Raw genomic sequence first — 16,118 nt, 5'->3', positions numbered from 1 at the left:
GGGCGGCTGGAACGAGGCCGATCACGACAAATACGCGCTGATTCGAGCAGCGGCTGACGGAACCGATTCGTCAGCCGCGCCCGAAAGGGTCAGTCGCAGAAGGTAACGGTATTGCAGGTGACGTGCGGGAAAACGTATTCCTTGACCCTTTCTGTTTGTGCGATTGGAATCCTCAGGATCAAAATGATCGTCTGGGTATAGGCCAGATACTTTTTCCCATCCTTAAAAAGGAGCCAGTAGTCGGCAAAGTAGTCTTTGACCTTCGAAACTTCCTGTTCGAACGGGATGTTTGTTACCACGCCTTTGCCGCCCAACAGCGGTTGGGTTGTAACACGCCAGTGCATGAAAGATTCGGGCCGGATGATTGCGACGGCCTCCTGAAGCGGCTTGTTGGGAAACTGAGTAAGTTGCGGATGGGGATTCTCGAAATCAGCGGGATCTGCCCGGAGCGCGGAATAGCGTTCATCGGCATTGAGAATTGATTCTAATACTGGCGGAATCGGATCGCCAAGGGGAAGCGGAACCGGTACTTCTGGCGCCGGATAAGGGGATGCGCCATCAGGAATTACAGGACTTCCGTTTATGATGGAGGTTCCGTTCCATGCCCCGGCTCCGTTGGGTCCCGGCACCGTGTCAAAGTTGCCAAGGGCGAGAATTGAATTGCCGTGCGGCACCGAAATCTGCTTGGCAATCGTCATATTCGATGGCTGTTGAAGCGCATTCGAGACTAGCGTTCCTGGCGGGTCAGCGGGATATGGTCCAGGCTGCTGAATATACCGGGGTAGCCACAGCCAGGCTCCGTTCTCCACATGCACTACCGTGCCCGCGCCGGGACCTTCGGCAAATATGACCTGTTGTTCGTAGAACAACGCGCGCGCGTCCTGATTCACCTGTCCTCCCCGGTTGGGAGCGCGGGCCGCGACGGCAAGAGTGTGTTCAACATCGTCATTGTTGAAATGCAGCCTCTCGTGATACTTGAAATTCTTCAAGATGTATCCATCCGGATCGGATGTCTGCGGCAATGGCATAATATTGTAGGATAGCGGGTGCTCCTCTCCGCCGACGGCAACACCATGAGCATTTTGCCCAAAGTCCTGATTTCTCCAGTTTCCAACGAGCTGTTGCTGGAATTCAGCCAGTATGGCAATCGGTGCAAGGGACGGCATTATTTGCTCCTGTTGACTTCAAAAACATGTCGGGCTGCGCCCGCATGGACCGGTCGTGCGCGGCGAGGGCACACGGTTTCCCGAATGCTCCATGGAAAAACGGCGGGGTGCTTGCGCTCGTTCTGGAACTACATTGCATTCAATTGAGAGTTTCGACTGTGACTTAGATCACACCTGATGCGGACGACCGCAGGCGGCACGGCACATCAATGGTTTGCCTTTAGAGCGTGTCCACAATTTCAGGTCGGATGTACGAGACGCGGTGCAATTACCAGACACGCGTCGCAATCATGTAGATCACCCGTCAGGAATTTGTCAACGCCGGTCTCGTGGTCATCGAGGTCAAGTCGCGTACCCGCGTATTGTGGGCCTCAGAACTTCAACGCAATCCCGCTTGGCCGCAGGTCCAGTCAAAGCTGGGCCTTCAACACTCAACAGATAGCAAAACCATGACGCCGCTGCTCTACGAAATGACGCAGGGCGATTCCTTTTACGCGGAACTCGCCTTCGTCGATCAATATGGGTCGGTGGTGGACGTCTCCACCTGGACGTTGAGCGTCGGCTTCAAAACCGCCTATGCCGATGCGGTTCCCGCATTCTCTCTCACCGTTTCGAACGGCGGCATCATCGCGGTCGAGACCGGCGTCATCGCCCTGAATATTCGATCCGCCATTCTGACCGACATCGACATCGACCCCCGGCCAAAGAACGGTGATCTCATCCCGTGGCGCTGGCTGTATGGAGAACTACAGATGACGCCGCCTGCCTTAATCGAGTTTTCGCAGGGCGACGGAGCGCGGACGTCAATTCTCATCAAGGTTTACGCGGGGATCGCATGACTTTTACTCCCCGCCTGCGCGCGACGATCATCCTGACCATCAAGGCCGCGCCCTACACCGGACTGCTCGACCAGAACGGCGCGCCGATGCAGGACGAGTCCGGCCAGATCCTTGAAGATAGCGGTTCGCCGGCCATGCAAGACCAATCCCTCAATTCAATGCAAGACGAATCCCAGAACCCGATGGAGACTATTTGATGCGCCATTTTACCGCCGCCTTCCTGCTTTCCCTGCTGGCTTTCACCGCCCCGGCCAATGCCGTGCAGATCAGCGCTTATCCGGCGGCCGGGACGCTGACCGGCACCGATATCATCCCGATGGTGCGCGCCGGCACGCCGGGCGGCTTTCAAACCAACCCCGCTGCTTTCGCCGTCTATGACCAGACGCACGCCCCCGGCACGAGCGGTCAGTTTCTGTTCAACTCCGCTGGGTCAATGACCACCATCGCGCCGGCCTCCGCCGCCTCGCTGCTCGGCCTGGCTTCAGTGGCATCCACAGGAGCCTACGGCGACCTCACGGGTAAGCCGACCCTCGGCACAGCCGCGACGGCAAACACCGGCACCAACGGGGCCACGCTGGGTCTGCTGAACGGCAATCTGACCCTATCGGGCGCGGTCGCCTTCACCAGCGCCCTTACCATCGATCGCAACGCAGCTGCGCTTTCAGCCCCAAGAACGGGCACGATCCTGCAGGGAGGCAACATAGACGGCACCGCAACACGCCTGGAGGCCGACGCCTTCGCGGCCCCGGCATTCTTTACCGCCGTCCGATCCGACGGCACAGCGGCCTCCCCAACGGCCGTACAGGCCAACGATGAGATGGGCGGCTTCAACGCCTATGGCTACAACGGCACAGCCCTGGTCGGCCCGCAGGCGTCCTTCCGGGCCTATGCGTCGCAGAACTGGACCACCGGGGCGACGGGCACCTATGGCGATATCGCCATCACGCCACCGAACAGCATCACGCTGACGTCCGTCATCCGGTTCGAGAGCGACACCGGGGTTACCGTGCCGCCGACGGTCACGGGCGGCGACAAAGGCGCGGGGACGATCAATGCGACGGGTCTGTATGTGAACGGCGCGGCCCTGATCACGGCAGCCACTCCGACCACATACACCGCCCAGCAGAATTTCGGCACGGCCACCCTGACCGATGCCGCTACGGTCACCTGGAACCTGAATACCGCTCAGACCGCCAAAGTCACTCTGGGCGGCAACCGAACCATGGCGACTCCGACGAACATGATCGACGGCGGCAATTATATGCTTCGCGTCATCCAGGACGGCACGGGCAGCCGGACGATCACCTGGAACGCGGTGTTCAAATGGCCGTCGGGGACGGCGCCGACATTATCGACGGGGGCGGGCAAGGTTGACTTGCTGTCCTGCACCTCCGACGGCGCCAGCATGTTGTGTGTTGCCACGCTTGATTTGCGCTAACGGGTAGAAAGGCAGCACGATCATGTTTTTGAAACCATCGGGCTTGGGCTCGAAGAATGTCCTGAAAACGCTATTTATTGCGCTAATGCTATTGACGACGCCCATCGCACAGGCTGGCGTCGTCAATCCTCTAGGCTTCAACCAAAGTTCCGCCCTGCTTCCGTTGAGGGTAGCGTCTGTCCAGAACAAGATAGCCAACAGCTCGCAGACTATGTCGAGTTTCACAAACTTGATTGATCGAGAGCCTGAGGTTCTAGGCCAAGACATGCGCACCCTGACTGCCATGTTTTATAATTGGTACGACAGCGGCGGCGAACAGAATACCGGCAATGCGGTCACGATATTGAAAGTCTCGATTGAGACTAATACCGGCCTTTCTATACCGTTGTATAAAAACGGCTCACGCTCATACACGATGGCAAGCGGCGAGAACAATGTGGTGTTCGATACGGTTTCAGCAGCGGCAAACGGGCTGACCGTATTTCCGCGTGGCGCCGTGTACTGGTTGCGCTACGAGCTGCAGACGAGCGGAAGCGCCAACACGATCAGCAATTATATCCCGACAGCAGATTACTCGGGTTCTCAATCGATATTCTACTTGCCAGCTAATACTACAATCACCAACGGCGTTGATGGCACCGGACTAGTTACATACAGCGGCACGACGCCTGCGGTCGACAATAAACTGTCGGGTGTGCCGATGCTTTTGGGCAACCCTTCTAGCGATAGTATATCTGTCTTTGGCCTTGGCGATAGCACCATGGTTTTGGGCACTGAGAGCGGTAATGCTCAGGGACCTTATGGAATCGGATTTTTCCAGCACTCCATGCACGACGCTTCCGGTTTCACCAATCCCCGCCCCATCAACGTGGCCCGCTCGGGCACTACTGCTGCGTTCTTCACCGGGACCAATACCAAGTGGCAAGTGCTGGCAAAATACTGTAACGCGGCGATTGTCGGCATTGGCACCAATGATATTGGCAACTCCGGCACGGCGAACGTCGCTACGATCGAGACGAACATCCAGACGATCGTCGCCGGTCTTCAGGCAAATGGAATTACAAGCAATCGGCTGATGTTCTTCAAGCTTGGGCCGCGCACCACATCGACAGGCAGCGTATGGAACCAGGATAGCGATCAGACCTACGTGGCCGGATGGGCCGTGGCAGATTATTCGTCCCAGCTCAATTCCTGGGTCGATACCAAGGTATCTGACGGAACGTTCATATACGCCTTCCCCAGGGTCAATATCAGAAGCACGACGGATGCTCTCAAATGGCGAGGCAATGGATCTGGCGGACCTGCGAACCTTATGACCCTTGATGGGCTGCATCAGGATGCCTACGGCAATGAGCAGGACGCCATCGAAGTTCGCGCGTTTCTGTCAGGCTTGTGAGAAAGCCTGCCAACCCTTCCCTGCGGACTCCATAACCATTGGCCGGCTACTTGATCTTATCTGCGGGCGGCATGCCCAAGTGATCGCTAAACCAATTATGCGGATGGGAGTCGGTTATCAGGTTTCTGCATACTTCCGCGTTGAAGTGCTCCTTTATGTCCGGCGGCGGACTCGGTGGGTGATTGATTGTCCATTCGAGGCCGTAGATCAGATTGAAAAATACCACGACGCCGGCGACCCCGGCAGCCAACCATAACAAAGCCGCAGAAAACCTCACAATGCAGAGCCGCCTCGGCATGCGGATTTCTAGGAAAAATCGCGCTAGCCGAAAAATGGTGGCGATTAGCACAATTGCGCCCATCCCTCCTAAGATAATCGCCTCGAGTGTAATCTGCGTAACCGCCAACGCGCCGCATCGCATCATAGGCTCGTCGGCGTAGAGATTCGGCACCGCCGCCGCGAACACTGCGATGCCCGCGCCTATTAAACCGAGCCACAGGCCTAAAACCACTTTCTCGACGAAGCGAGCGCCTGACAGAAAGCGGCTCCAGGCGCGCACCTTCATAGTGGGGGTCGTATTTTCTGCCTGTTCGGATGGCGGCTGCATTTCCATCTTATGAGCACGCACATATAGCAGTTAGCAATCTCTGGCCGGGGCCAACATCCCTCCGGCTGGATAGCTTCGATCAGCCCCGCCCTTGGCTTATGCCGGGGCGGGGCTTTTCTGCGTTTACTTCGAACACCGCCGTTCACCGGCGCTTCCAGCTTTCCCGGTCCCGCACCATCACCACGCCGTCTTGGCGCGCGGCCGGCTTGCACCAGAAGCAAATGACAGCTGCCGGACACTTAGCCTGGGAAGGGCGTTCCCATGCCCGACCTGCTATAGAGGCGCCATGTGCAACCTCTACAGCGTGACCAAGGGCCAGCAGGCGATCCTTGCCGCTACCCGCGCGATGACGGACCGAACCGGCAATCTACCGCCACTGCCCGGCATCTTCCCGGATTACGGCGCTCCCATCGTCCGGAACGGCCCGGACGGCAAGGAACTTGTCCTGGCGCGATGGGGCATGCCGTCGCCGGTCTTTGCCCTGAAGGGCAAGAAGACCGATCCCGGCGTCACAAACATCCGCAACGTCGGATCCCCTCATTGGCGACGGTGGCTTGGACCGGAAAGCCGGTGCCTGGTGCCGTTCACCAGCTTCTCCGAAAACGAATTAGCTCCCGGCGGATCGAAACAACCGATCTGGTTTGCGCTAAGCGACGATCGTCCGCTGGCGTTTTTCGCCGGCATATGGACCCGATGGACCTCCGTCCGGAAGATAAGAGAGAGCGAAGTGGCGGCCGATCTGTTCGGGTTTCTGACAACCGAGCCGAACGCCGAGATCGCAACCGTTCACCCGCAGGCGATGCCTGCCATTCTGACGACCGAGGAGGAACGGGAGGCCTGGCTGCGGGCGCCGTGGTCCGAGGCTAGCGCTCTCCAGCGCCCGCTCCCCAACGGTTCGCTCAGCATCGTGCTTCGCGGCGAAAAGCAGGATGGAACGATGGAACTGGTGAATCTTGCCGCCGCAGCTAGTGTCGAACGCGCCGCGTCTCCATTGCCGTTGCTTGAAGGAGATCCCGGATCATCCGAACGACGCGGGGACGATGGCGAGCAGAAAGAACCAATATTGACAACACCGTGAGCCAGCGTAGGCAGGCCGCCTTTGGCCCTCATTTCCATCGCCAAGAGCGGCAGGAGTACACCGATGGCGAAATCACTGAAAGCTGGCGACAAGGTCGAGTGGAACACCGCCCAGGGCAAGACGAGCGGCACGGTTGAAAAGAGGCAGACCTCTGCGACGCAGATCAAGGGCCACAAGGTGGCGGCTTCGAAGAACGAACCCCAATACATCGTCAAGAGCGCAAAGACCGGACGGAAGGCCGCGCATAAAGCCGAGGGACTTGCGAAGAAAGCCTGAAGCGAGTCTCACACCGCCGCTGGCCCCGGCAGTGCTATCGGCGCGCCGCCGGGACGCGCCTTGTAATGGCCCGAGGCCGACCGCCTTCGGGTATGGCCGGTTGGGCGGAACGTCAGCAGCGTCCGGAACGACGGGCCGGGACTGCTGGAGGCGGTAGAGGTCAAGGACGACGAACCGCTGTTGATTTAGAGTCGCAGGGCTCGGATGCGCCCTTAGCACTTAAAGCCGCGACTGTATCCAGTCATCAACCTGGTGGATCAGACCCTCGGCGACTGGAATGACCGCTTGAACAAACGCCAAAGTCGCTGGCCCATCCAGGAGTATCTTGTCGCCCATTTTGGCCTTTGGCAGCGCAGGATACGAATCAACCCGGTTCAAATACTCAAGATCGCAATAACCGGCATTGTGTTCCAGCGCATGGCGCAGCGAAGACAGGATATCTAACGCCTGATCACTCATAGCGGCTGGAATTGGATCGGGACCAAAAACCTGACGATAGCTTTTCCGGGCGGAAGGCAGGCTCGCAAACCGCAACGCGTCTGGATCAATTGGCTTGATCGATGGCACCGAGTGCAGATCACGCACATGACAGGCTTCCCGACAAAGACGGCGGTATAATGATTCGACCGCCGTCCAGGTATTTGTGACCTGGTTCTCCAGCGTGGCCTGCAACGCCGCGCCCCCATCAGCATATGCGATTACCGAACCAAGGATATCTTCCCTATCCCCCGGCTCAAGCGGATCACCGGGAATATCCCGCTCGCCTGGAAAGGCCAATGTCCTAAACGTAAGCCACTCAGCTTTTGCCATCGCCCGAAGGCTGTCTTTAACAACTTGCAAGTCATCAGAGTTAATGAAGGGCCGTGCAAGCGTCTGCATCCGTACGCGATAGCGCGCCCGCTCATGCAATCCTGTAGAATGCATGACGCAATCCAGGAGCTCGTGCGAAAACAGCGATCGATGGACATTCGCGACATACGCCAGAATCAAGGGACGGAGTGCCTGTGTTTTCACGGTGTCGGCGAAACTCTTTGAGGTCCAATGAAGCTGCGATGCGCTCGAGAAGTTCATGACGGACGGGTCCTTTGGGCTGAAATGGGCGGCAGTTCTAATCGGCGCGATGATTGCCCGTCAAGCAGTCTAAACGTCCATCACAGTACGGATTCGCGCCACCTCAATCAGGCCCTCGTCGCCCTGCAGCAACGCTTTATCCGCCAGATAGACCTCCGTAAACCCTCGATAGCCCCGAACCCTCTCAACCTTAACTGGTCGAGGGTGATGTTATATTTCATCGCCGATATAGGGGCGCTAACAGCGTCCTCGCCTTTTCGATATACTCTTTGGCATTATCATCACTTGCGTCTCTCATGCTGTTGGCATCTTCAATCTGCTCGATCACTCTGAAATTAGCGTCAACGAGTTCCTCCAACGCAGCGTGAACGACATCGAGATAGTCGCGTTCTTCACCTTCAGGCATACAATCAACCAACAAAGCCAATCCAATAGAACTGAATTTCTCCGCGCTTCCGTCCGCTCCCATGCGAACGTGCGCGGCACCCCCGACACCATCAAATCCAATGATAGCGACCGGCTCTGTGCCTCCTGCCTCAAACTTGATGAGCTCAAACCGTCCGACTGCTTTGAAGTTTCCGTCCGAAGACATCCCGTTCTCCCCTGGTATTACGCACAGCGGGCTTGCATACCACACCCTCGGCCCTAACCGGTCGAGGGTGCTTCTTTGCATTCAAACCGCCTCACCCAGGCTCGCGCTTTGAATTTAGCAACCCGATCGACGCCCTCGGCCCGCGCAAGACGACCTCGGTGACGGAGCGCTTCGAACCATCCTTCTCATACTCCCGCGTCTCGTTCTGGCCGACCACCTGCACAAGGTCGCCCTGCCGCACGTAATCCGAGACGATGTTGGCGACGGGGCCGAACGCGACTACCAAATGCCACTGGGTCTTCTCCTGTTTTGCGCCCTCGCCGTCTTTCCAGCTTTCAGACGTTGCCAAACTGAACGCCGCGCGCTTGGAGCCGTCATTGAAGGTGTGCGTTGTCGGATCCTTGCCGACGCGGCCGGTGAGGATTGTTTGGCTGAATGTTCCGTTGGACATGGGGGTTTTCCTTTGTTGTTGGACCGGTTGGTCAGGAAGGAGAATGAATGAAAATCTCCGCCAGTACAACCTTTTCGACTACCGCCTCTTCCAGCTGTTACAGTCCAACACCATTACCAGACCGAAGACCCAAAACCCGGCCTGCCAGATGCCGGGTAGCGGCATCCCGTCCTGATGGGCCGCCGAGAGGGCCAGCAGTGACACCCCAACCCAAATGCAGGCGAGAACGCGGAGCCAAAGCGGCGCGCGTCGACGCTGTTTTTTGATCTCGACAGGCACGGCATAAAAAACGATCCTGTTTGATCGCATCGGAGTTATCTTTCCCATCACCATCTCCCGTTGATCTCCTGAAGGAATACGGCAGGACGACCGGACACAGACTGGACTAGGCAATCGGTTCAATCCTCGCCGATACGACCGTCGGGACCATGATCACGCCGGCGCGCTCTTTGTCGGCTTGCGTGAAGCTGGGAAAGGTGTGGGTTTCCGTGCGGCCTGATCGATACGTGACGACAAGTTTGTGCGTATGCGGCTTTGCCATCCGCTCGTCCTCTTGAAAGAGGCCCCAGACTGGCATAGGCCTGTTGGTCAGCGGATGGACAGAGCGCACGTAATTTAATTACTCAAATACGCAACAGAATTACTCAACATCCTTTTGCCGTTTGTTTCGATTTGTGATTATCCTGTTCATATGATTTACAGTGTAACAGACAGACAAAAGTCCGTGCTCGACGCCATCACCTCCTACACCAAAGAGCATAACGGCCTGTGCCCGACGCTACGGGAGATCATGGCGGCAACCGGGCTCAACAGCATTTCGGGCGTAGCCACGCATCTGAAGGCCCTCGAACGCCGGGGCCGGATCAAACGCCTGCCCGGCCTGGCGCGCGGCATCGCCATCCTGGAGCCGCAGGACGACAGGATAGACGCCTACAACGCCGTATATCTCGCGCTCGACCGAGCCAAAGCCGCAGCGTTTAAACACCATGGCGTCGCGGGGATGCGCGAGTACAGCCATGCGATTGACTGCCTTGAGGTCATCAAGCCGGAGGGGATTATCTAATGGAACACTGCGATTGCCGATACGACCCCTGCGGCGACGGCTGCGAGATATGCGATCCGGGGACAATGAGGGCGCCGGATGCGATTGCCGAACTGCGGACAAAAACCCAAGGCAAATGCGACGCATTCTATCATGTATCGCTTGGTTTTTCGCTTGAAGTCTTGGCGGCGTACGACGCCCTCCACGCCGAGAACGCCCGGCTGCAAAAGCGGTGCGAGGAGGCGGAGGAGATGGCACGGTTTTATGGTGATCTTAAGAACTACGAGTTTCTTATCGATAATAAAGACAATTGGCAGGTAATAATTATTAAAGAAAATGGCAATCGCGCCCGCGCATACCTGGAACGGGTGGGGGAGAAGTAGATGGACGACATGCCATTTATGGCCATAGGCACCGATGAATTGGATGCCTACATAGGCGAAAAAGCAATCTGCCCAAATTGCCGTCAGATGCATGATGTTCAATATGCCGACGAAGTAAGGGACGGAAAGACGTATCCATCCAAACTGCTTGGCTTCGTGAAATGTGGTGAAAACGCCTACGTGGTTGCTATCGATGGAAGGGCTCTATCATGACCCACCTCCCCCAACTGAAAGCCGTTATCGCGGCGAGAGAGAAGGCCTCGGCACGGCTTTCTATTGTCCTGCAAACACGCGGCTACACGATCATCGACACAGATTACAAGCCTGATGATGTGAAATTTTATAACATTGCGTCCGCATTCTTCCTCACCGACGCCCCGAAGCTTGTGGCGGAGATCGAGCGGTACAGGGCGGCGTTGCAGAAATGCTCTGCACATACAAGCCGCACCGAAAAAACATTAAAGGCTGAGTGCATTGCAGCCCTGACCGGCAAAGGGGAAACGGGATGCTGACATGGGCAATATGCTGGCTCTCGGCGGCTGCCAGTAAAATCAACAATAAATTCGCTGATCCCGGCCATTTGGTTTTTATCGCCATGATCTGTGATGTTCTCATATTCTACTTCATCGGAAAGGCGATACGGCCATGACCCAGGACAAATTTGAAAAGGCGCTGCAATTCCTCAAAAGCAAAAATGAGTGGCGCATGTATACGGGCGGACATGCCGACACTGTCCTCGAATCCCTGCAAATCGCCTCACGCTGCGCCGGGCAGACGGATGGGGAGGCGGTGGCATGGCAGGTAACAATAGACGCGGAAGTTGTTCATACAGGGGATAGTAAAGAATACGCCGATGAACTAGTGGATCGCTATACTAGCGCAACGCAGCCGGTTATTATCCGCCCGCTATACACCCAATCCCCCGCGCCCGCAAAGCCGGATTTGGAGGCGTTGCTGGGGCAGGTGCTGGAAGGATGGCGGCTAGATTTCTTACGACAGTATCTGGACGAGGATACTTTTGCCTGCTGCTTTTATCGCCGCAATGACGGCAAAATTGATCAAATAAGAGGCACAGGCCCAACCCATACGCCGCAATCGCCGCCGCGATGGATGGGGTGCGGGGTGGTGCGTGATGGAATGCCTGACTGGTATCTCACCAAAGACGGGGACGCCTCCTGCCTCGCAATGTATGAGCGGCATTATTCCGCCTATCAGTACAAAGACGGAAGGGTGCGCAAACTATTCTGCGGGCCGGGAGAAAAGATTGTCCTCCGAACCCGCGCGGCCGAAGCAATCTTTGTTTGGCGAAAGTTTATTGATGCGTCGGGACAGACAGGAATTAATTGCGCAGTTTTCAGAAATGAAGGGCCAATTAGATCATCGGACCTTATCCGACAAGCTGACGAAATCGCTGATTTCTGCTGGCCTGGTCAAAGGCATTACACCTATGTCCGTGCGTCGGCGGTGCGGAGTGCCAATCCCGGATTTTGTTTTATATCTGCCGGATGGAACCCGTGTGGAGCAACTAAATCTGGATTGAGAATATTGGAAAGGATTAAGCCATGACCGACGCGAAAAACGAGATGCCGGAATGCCGCGATGCTTTTGAAGCGTGGGCTAAGCATAGAACCATGCAAAGAACTGCGGAAACGCATTGGGAAACATGGCAAGCCGCATGGAACGCCCGCCCCAACACCGCGCCACGGTCGGGCGGAGATGATTTGTATGTGCTTATGCGGCAAATTATTAAAGATATCCTCGGTTTTGAGCCGGATGACGATTTAGAAAATCACCTTAACTACGGGTGTCATTCTACTTTAGAGCACGCCTTGAAATATCTGACGCAGCGCGGCCTACTCCGCACCAATCCGCCAGCCGACGCGCTGCCGGGTGTGACGGTGGAGGATTTATGCGACGATTGCCCGCCGATCGGATACCCTACCGATAAAACGCGATGCTTGCCTTGCCCGCGCCGCAACGCCATCGCCGCCAGCGGGGATTGGGTTATGGTGCCGAGGGAGCCGACGGTAGAAATGAATTGTGCTGCAGTAGATGAGTTCAGAAGAACATTGTCTGCACCGTCGATCTGGAATGCCATGCTCGCCGCCGCGCCCGCGCCAGAATTGGCCCGCGAGGTAAATTTACGTGAAGGGGTAAGCGGTAATAAATCCATCCCCGCGACAAACGGATCGTACCAGGTGGATGACGCCGCGACCGGCGCGCAGGAAATGCCACCGGGGCGCACAGAAACGGACCGGGGCGCACTCGAAGTTGCGCTCAAGGCAGCAGATGCGCTGGCGGAAGCAGCCGGCGAACTTGCGACCGACGATATGCACGACAGGATTGGCATAGCGTACATGGCCTATATCTCGGCGCGTGCCGCTGTCACCGGCGGTGAATCAGCTCCGCAACCCGCTGCCTCCGAGGGCGTTTACTGATTGCAAACAACGCAATATGGGAGACGGCGCACATGCTTCGACATTCGATGGCTGCCTTGGCCTTGGCAACGCTGGCGGCAGCGGCGCCCGCCCTGGCGCAGCCAGCCCCCGGAACCCCGAGCCACCCTAAGCTGACCGTCGCCTCCGTGCGCCTCGACAATGGCTATCGAGCCTCCAAGATCATCGGCGCCGCGGTTTACAATGATCAGAACCAGCAGGTCGGCGATGTATCGGACCTCTTTCTGAGCAAGCAGAACCAGGTCGCAATGGCCGTCATATCGGTCGGCGGCTTTCTCGGCATCGGCGCGAAGCTGGTCTCGGTGCCGATCGACAAGCTCCAGATCGATGGCAAGAACAAGGTCATCATGGCAGGGGCAACCAAGGACGAGTTGAACCATATGCCGAATACACAGTTCAGCAATTAGGTCCTCTGACCACTATGTGTCCTGCCCTCGTGCCCTACGCTTCGGGCGGAGGTACATATGTTTGAAGAAACCCGTCACATCATCCGCGCCACCCGCATCGCGGGTTTGCGCCGACTCCTAACAGTCGCAATCCAGAAGGACAGGCGGCTTGAAATTACGCTTGCTGAAGCACACAAGTCGCTCCGTATCCCGGACGGATGGACCTATTCAGATGCCGGGCTGAAGGCAATGGTCAGGCAATGCCGCCTTCCCATCCAGGAGACACTGGAGGCGGCGTTAATGGTGTATGAGGCGCATTACTGGCCGGAGGTCAACGCCCGCCATGCCGCCACTCCCACGGCGGTATCCGCCGACCCGCCTGAAGCCCCCATAGCCCTCTCCCCGCCGCCTGCGCGGCAGCCTGGAGGTCCGGCATCCGCTGATCGCGGTCATGGGCCGGCTCGAATTGAATCGCGCTCCACGCCCAGCCCTCGCTAACCAGAGCCTCGCTCACGTCCACCGGATTGCCGTCAATCCTGACGGTGGTCCGGCAAACGTCGCGGCGGTAGCTGTGTTGGCCGGTGCATTCAAGATCAACCGTCTTATCTCCGATCATCTTCCATAGGGCATCGCGGGCTTCATCCGCGCCGGGTTGTTTGACCCAGCGGCCGGGCCATGGATCTTCCGGCGCGTCCAAACCAGCCATTCGGACATTGATAATGCCCTCGGCTGTCAGGACATGGCACGTATCTCCGTCATGACATGCCAGAACCCTACCCGGTTCCGCCCGCGCCGGAGCCGTAAGGCCGACCAGCGCAACGCATAGCATGATAATCCTGCGCATTTTAACTTCTTTCTTTTCCATTCGTTCCGGATACATTATAATAAAATCGGAATTCGATCACCTAAATAATCGGAGACGCGATGCGCCATAAAACACCCGCACACGACCCAGGCGTAATCCGGAACGAATTCAGCCGCATCGTCCTGACCGACGCTTGGAGTCTTGCGCGTCACGGCGCAGACCGCTTCGGCGGCCGTGCGGCCGAATACCGCGACCAGGCTATGGGAATGTCATGGCGTGACACCAAGGCCAATCCGCGTTCGATAGCGACGGCCATGCTGGCGGCGGATTTCCGGTAACTGTCCATCTCCTGACCAGCCACACCTCGGTAAGCTTCGCATTTTCCGCGAGGCACCATGCACCAATTTACCATTTACCACTTCGGCGTCGCCTTCATGGCCATGAGCCCGGCCTATTTCATCCTCGCGAAGATCACCGACCAGTTCAAAGTCAGCGACAACGTTCTGATGAACATCGCCAGAACGGTCGCCGCGCTCTACGTTGGGATGATCGTCGCCAACCTTGCGCTTGATCACCATTTCAAGGTCGGCAAGATCGGCGTGGCGACAATGGAGGCGAATCATGATGTCCGGGATCTTTGGAGGTGGGGAAAGATGGTGCGGAAGGAATATGGTTGATTGGCGGTATTACTCTGTTACACTATGCGCATGGAAGAACGATGGAAAGAAACTGTCCGCGCGATTTACGATGAACTGCATTTTGGCACGGACAATATTTTCAACAGCAATTTAGCCGACCACATCGTGCGGATGATCGAGGAGCGGCACAGCGCCTATTTTTCTGAAGCGCACGCCTGTCCGGCCAACGGTCTCAATACGGCCGAGGGCGCCCGCCAATACTACGCCGCCCACGCTCCTATCACGCTGGCGGACGCCCTCGGCCAGTATTCAGAAACCGATAGGCCAACCAACGAGGCCGTCATGCGCAGGCTAGCGCGGATGCGCTGGCACTACGCCGACGCGATGATTGCGATGGAAAGCTAACGCTCCCAGCCAGTATCCCGCTCAATCTTGCGCACCCCTGAAAAATCCACCCGTTCAACCCGCGCGAGCTGGATCCCAAGATGTTCGTACCGCCGCTCCATCTGCCTAATCGCGGACACGAACCCGGACCAGCGTTCAGCGTCGGGAGTCTTATCCGCTTTTCCAGATTGCCAGTCCTTATGCGCTTCCTGGGCCTGCTTTGCGTCCTGGGCGGTCCGGAAATGGCCCTGCATCCATGTGAGGACTTTTTGGGTCGAATAGTATTCCGATGCCCGGCTGTATACGGGCTTGTTAGATTCATGGTATTTGGTTTCAATACTGACCTCGTGCCAGTTACTCATGGTCCAGCACCTTGGCACCGACTGTCCGATATTTTAATTCGCGGTGGACGTCATGCCAAAAGCTCCAGTCGCGGCCTTGGCAACCGGAATGGAGAAGATTTGCTATTTCGATAGCCTCAAAAACATCCCCGGTTTCCGCAAGGAGGTCCGTGATCACAACCTCAACCGTCGCCTTATTGTCTAGGGCGTAGGAGTTTTGTTGCCGAACGATCATTTCGGCACAGTTTTCAGCGGTCCTTACATCCAGTCCGCATATCTCCACCGCAAATCGGACGATGCAGACTGGGTTAGCGATCTCAACCCCCTTCCGGAACCGGACGTATTTCTCCCGATACAATAGCCGGTCACGGTGGCGATTTTGGCTATCCTCCGTCGTCGGGCAGTCTTGCCATCCGGCCAACCTGCAATATCGTTCAATGGCGATTTGCATTTTTTCTGTGCTAAACGGACTATACCGAACGTCCAGTAGACCGTGCTTTGCGTTCTCTTCCTTTCTCTTTTCGATGGTGGCCCGCTGGATGAAAATGACGACCAGCATCACGGCGACAGAAATCGACATGATAACCGCGGTGACATGCACCAGGACGTTCTCGATAACCCAAACCATGCCCTATCCTCCGAAAACGGAAGAATAGAGCGCCTAGGCAGGACACCGTTTGGTCAGTATCGAGACCAGTCGGTCAGGCCCTTCCGCTCCCCACAATAAAGGCAGTTTATCGTGACCCAGGTCCCCATCATGGAGGGCGTA

At 57.0% G+C, this 16,118-nt stretch carries 26 protein-coding genes; 17 read left to right on the top strand and 9 right to left on the bottom strand.

The genetic code is table 11. The features are described 5' to 3' along the window. Nucleotides 1-89: 89 nt before the first annotated feature. A complete protein-coding gene (locus ACQY4Y_RS16415; RefSeq protein WP_428491674.1) occupies nt 90-1,166 on the bottom strand; it encodes a heme-binding protein in 1,077 nt (358 codons plus the stop codon). Between the two features lie 449 nt (nt 1,167-1,615). Between ACQY4Y_RS16415 and ACQY4Y_RS16410 the strand changes: the two genes are divergently transcribed. From ACQY4Y_RS16410 to ACQY4Y_RS16395, 4 genes are read left to right on the top strand one after another with little or no spacing between them, the layout of a single operon-like run. Continuing rightward, nucleotides 1,616-2,005: a hypothetical protein gene (locus tag ACQY4Y_RS16410; RefSeq protein ID WP_428491673.1), complete on the top strand. Its 390-nt coding sequence runs from the start codon at nt 1,616-1,618 to the stop codon at nt 2,003-2,005. Beyond that, on the top strand, nt 2,002-2,202 hold the full coding sequence (locus ACQY4Y_RS16405) for a hypothetical protein (protein ID WP_428491672.1): 201 nt from the start codon (nt 2,002-2,004) through the stop codon (nt 2,200-2,202). Before ACQY4Y_RS16410 ends, ACQY4Y_RS16405 begins: the two co-directional genes overlap by 4 nt. Then, on the top strand, nt 2,202-3,443 hold the full coding sequence (locus tag ACQY4Y_RS16400) for a hypothetical protein (protein ID WP_428491671.1): 1,242 nt from the start codon (nt 2,202-2,204) through the stop codon (nt 3,441-3,443). Before ACQY4Y_RS16405 ends, ACQY4Y_RS16400 begins: the two co-directional genes overlap by 1 nt. Before the next feature lie 22 nt (nt 3,444-3,465). Next, nucleotides 3,466-4,839 (top strand): hypothetical protein, encoded by a 1,374-nt coding sequence (locus ACQY4Y_RS16395; protein ID WP_428491670.1) that lies wholly within the window; start codon nt 3,466-3,468, stop codon nt 4,837-4,839. A 46-nt stretch (nt 4,840-4,885) separates the two neighbouring features. Here the strand turns inward: ACQY4Y_RS16395 and ACQY4Y_RS16390 are convergent, their stop codons facing one another. After that, nucleotides 4,886-5,446 (bottom strand): hypothetical protein, encoded by a 561-nt coding sequence (locus ACQY4Y_RS16390; protein ID WP_428491669.1) that lies wholly within the window; start codon nt 5,444-5,446, stop codon nt 4,886-4,888. A gap of 190 nt (nt 5,447-5,636) precedes the next feature. On the opposite strand from ACQY4Y_RS16390, the gene ACQY4Y_RS16385 reads away from it, so the two are divergent. After that, a complete protein-coding gene (locus tag ACQY4Y_RS16385; protein ID WP_428491668.1) occupies nt 5,637-6,524 on the top strand; it encodes an SOS response-associated peptidase in 888 nt (295 codons plus the stop codon). 63 nt (nt 6,525-6,587) lie between these two features. Next, nucleotides 6,588-6,800 (top strand): DUF2945 domain-containing protein, encoded by a 213-nt coding sequence (locus ACQY4Y_RS16380; RefSeq protein ID WP_428491667.1) that lies wholly within the window; start codon nt 6,588-6,590, stop codon nt 6,798-6,800. Nucleotides 6,801-7,019: 219 nt separating this feature from the next. Here the strand turns inward: ACQY4Y_RS16380 and ACQY4Y_RS16375 are convergent, their stop codons facing one another. The 3 genes from ACQY4Y_RS16375 to ACQY4Y_RS16365 all read right to left on the bottom strand — a co-directional run bounded on the left by ACQY4Y_RS16375 (nt 7,020) and on the right by ACQY4Y_RS16365 (nt 8,914). Further along, on the bottom strand, nt 7,020-7,871 hold the full coding sequence (locus ACQY4Y_RS16375; RefSeq protein WP_428491666.1) for a hypothetical protein: 852 nt from the start codon (nt 7,869-7,871) through the stop codon (nt 7,020-7,022). A 217-nt stretch (nt 7,872-8,088) separates the two neighbouring features. Further along, the gene (locus tag ACQY4Y_RS16370) at nt 8,089-8,463 is read right to left on the bottom strand and encodes a hypothetical protein (protein WP_428491665.1); all 375 of its coding nucleotides are present in this window, start codon (nt 8,461-8,463) and stop codon (nt 8,089-8,091) included. Nucleotides 8,464-8,554: 91 nt separating this feature from the next. After that, nucleotides 8,555-8,914: a single-stranded DNA-binding protein gene (locus ACQY4Y_RS16365; RefSeq protein ID WP_428491664.1), complete on the bottom strand. Its 360-nt coding sequence runs from the start codon at nt 8,912-8,914 to the stop codon at nt 8,555-8,557. A gap of 43 nt (nt 8,915-8,957) precedes the next feature. Between ACQY4Y_RS16365 and ACQY4Y_RS16360 the strand changes: the two genes are divergently transcribed. Further along, nucleotides 8,958-9,089 carry a hypothetical protein gene (locus ACQY4Y_RS16360; protein ID WP_428491663.1) on the top strand — a complete coding sequence of 44 codons (132 nt, stop codon included), beginning with the start codon at nt 8,958-8,960 and terminating at the stop codon, nt 9,087-9,089. Nucleotides 9,090-9,299: 210 nt separating this feature from the next. On the opposite strand, the gene ACQY4Y_RS16355 is transcribed toward ACQY4Y_RS16360, so the two are convergent. Beyond that, nucleotides 9,300-9,455 carry a hypothetical protein gene (locus tag ACQY4Y_RS16355; RefSeq protein WP_428491662.1) on the bottom strand — a complete coding sequence of 52 codons (156 nt, stop codon included), beginning with the start codon at nt 9,453-9,455 and terminating at the stop codon, nt 9,300-9,302. Nucleotides 9,456-9,605: 150 nt separating this feature from the next. Here ACQY4Y_RS16355 and ACQY4Y_RS16350 point away from each other — a divergent pair, with 150 nt between their 5' ends. The 7 genes from ACQY4Y_RS16350 to ACQY4Y_RS16320 all read left to right on the top strand — a co-directional run bounded on the left by ACQY4Y_RS16350 (nt 9,606) and on the right by ACQY4Y_RS16320 (nt 13,202). Continuing rightward, entirely contained in the window at nt 9,606-9,977 is a 372-nt protein-coding gene (locus ACQY4Y_RS16350; protein ID WP_428491661.1) for a hypothetical protein, read from the top strand. Beyond that, a complete protein-coding gene (locus ACQY4Y_RS16345) occupies nt 9,977-10,339 on the top strand; it encodes a hypothetical protein (RefSeq protein ID WP_428491660.1) in 363 nt (120 codons plus the stop codon). Before ACQY4Y_RS16350 ends, ACQY4Y_RS16345 begins: the two co-directional genes overlap by 1 nt. Further along, the gene (locus ACQY4Y_RS16340) at nt 10,340-10,552 is read left to right on the top strand and encodes a hypothetical protein (RefSeq protein WP_428491659.1); all 213 of its coding nucleotides are present in this window, start codon (nt 10,340-10,342) and stop codon (nt 10,550-10,552) included. Beyond that, entirely contained in the window at nt 10,549-10,851 is a 303-nt protein-coding gene (locus tag ACQY4Y_RS16335) for a hypothetical protein (RefSeq protein WP_428491658.1), read from the top strand. The genes ACQY4Y_RS16340 and ACQY4Y_RS16335 overlap by 4 nt, the downstream gene beginning before the upstream one ends. Before the next feature lie 133 nt (nt 10,852-10,984). Continuing rightward, the gene (locus ACQY4Y_RS16330) at nt 10,985-11,905 is read left to right on the top strand and encodes a hypothetical protein (RefSeq protein WP_428491657.1); all 921 of its coding nucleotides are present in this window, start codon (nt 10,985-10,987) and stop codon (nt 11,903-11,905) included. Continuing rightward, nucleotides 11,902-12,777, top strand: a complete 876-nt coding sequence (locus ACQY4Y_RS16325; protein WP_428491656.1) for a hypothetical protein — start codon at nt 11,902-11,904, stop codon at nt 12,775-12,777. Before ACQY4Y_RS16330 ends, ACQY4Y_RS16325 begins: the two co-directional genes overlap by 4 nt. Before the next feature lie 62 nt (nt 12,778-12,839). Further along, nucleotides 12,840-13,202: a PRC-barrel domain-containing protein gene (locus ACQY4Y_RS16320; protein WP_428491655.1), complete on the top strand. Its 363-nt coding sequence runs from the start codon at nt 12,840-12,842 to the stop codon at nt 13,200-13,202. A gap of 310 nt (nt 13,203-13,512) precedes the next feature. On the opposite strand, the gene ACQY4Y_RS16315 is transcribed toward ACQY4Y_RS16320, so the two are convergent. Then, nucleotides 13,513-14,061 carry a thermonuclease family protein gene (locus ACQY4Y_RS16315; protein ID WP_428491654.1) on the bottom strand — a complete coding sequence of 183 codons (549 nt, stop codon included), beginning with the start codon at nt 14,059-14,061 and terminating at the stop codon, nt 13,513-13,515. A gap of 44 nt (nt 14,062-14,105) precedes the next feature. On the opposite strand from ACQY4Y_RS16315, the gene ACQY4Y_RS16310 reads away from it, so the two are divergent. Genes ACQY4Y_RS16310 through ACQY4Y_RS16300 form a run of 3 tightly spaced genes read left to right on the top strand, consistent with a single transcriptional unit; the run spans nt 14,106 to nt 15,029 of the window. Then, a complete protein-coding gene (locus tag ACQY4Y_RS16310; protein ID WP_428491653.1) occupies nt 14,106-14,324 on the top strand; it encodes a hypothetical protein in 219 nt (72 codons plus the stop codon). A 57-nt stretch (nt 14,325-14,381) separates the two neighbouring features. Next, nucleotides 14,382-14,663, top strand: a complete 282-nt coding sequence (locus ACQY4Y_RS16305; RefSeq protein ID WP_428491652.1) for a hypothetical protein — start codon at nt 14,382-14,384, stop codon at nt 14,661-14,663. Then, the gene (locus ACQY4Y_RS16300) at nt 14,664-15,029 is read left to right on the top strand and encodes a hypothetical protein (RefSeq protein ID WP_428491651.1); all 366 of its coding nucleotides are present in this window, start codon (nt 14,664-14,666) and stop codon (nt 15,027-15,029) included. It abuts the gene before it with no gap. Here ACQY4Y_RS16300 and ACQY4Y_RS16295 read toward each other — a convergent pair. Continuing rightward, entirely contained in the window at nt 15,026-15,370 is a 345-nt protein-coding gene (locus tag ACQY4Y_RS16295) for a hypothetical protein (RefSeq protein WP_428491650.1), read from the bottom strand. The genes ACQY4Y_RS16300 and ACQY4Y_RS16295 overlap by 4 nt on opposite strands. Continuing rightward, on the bottom strand, nt 15,363-15,977 hold the full coding sequence (locus ACQY4Y_RS16290) for a hypothetical protein (RefSeq protein WP_428491649.1): 615 nt from the start codon (nt 15,975-15,977) through the stop codon (nt 15,363-15,365). Before ACQY4Y_RS16290 ends, ACQY4Y_RS16295 begins: the two co-directional genes overlap by 8 nt. Nucleotides 15,978-16,118: the final 141 nt, after the last annotated feature.

The organism is Rhodopila sp., from assembly GCF_965277165.1.
Classification (GTDB): Bacteria; Pseudomonadota; Alphaproteobacteria; order Acetobacterales; family Acetobacteraceae; genus Rhodopila.
Note: the sequence above shows the minus strand (reverse complement) of the source record. Positions and strands in the feature narration are given on the sequence as shown.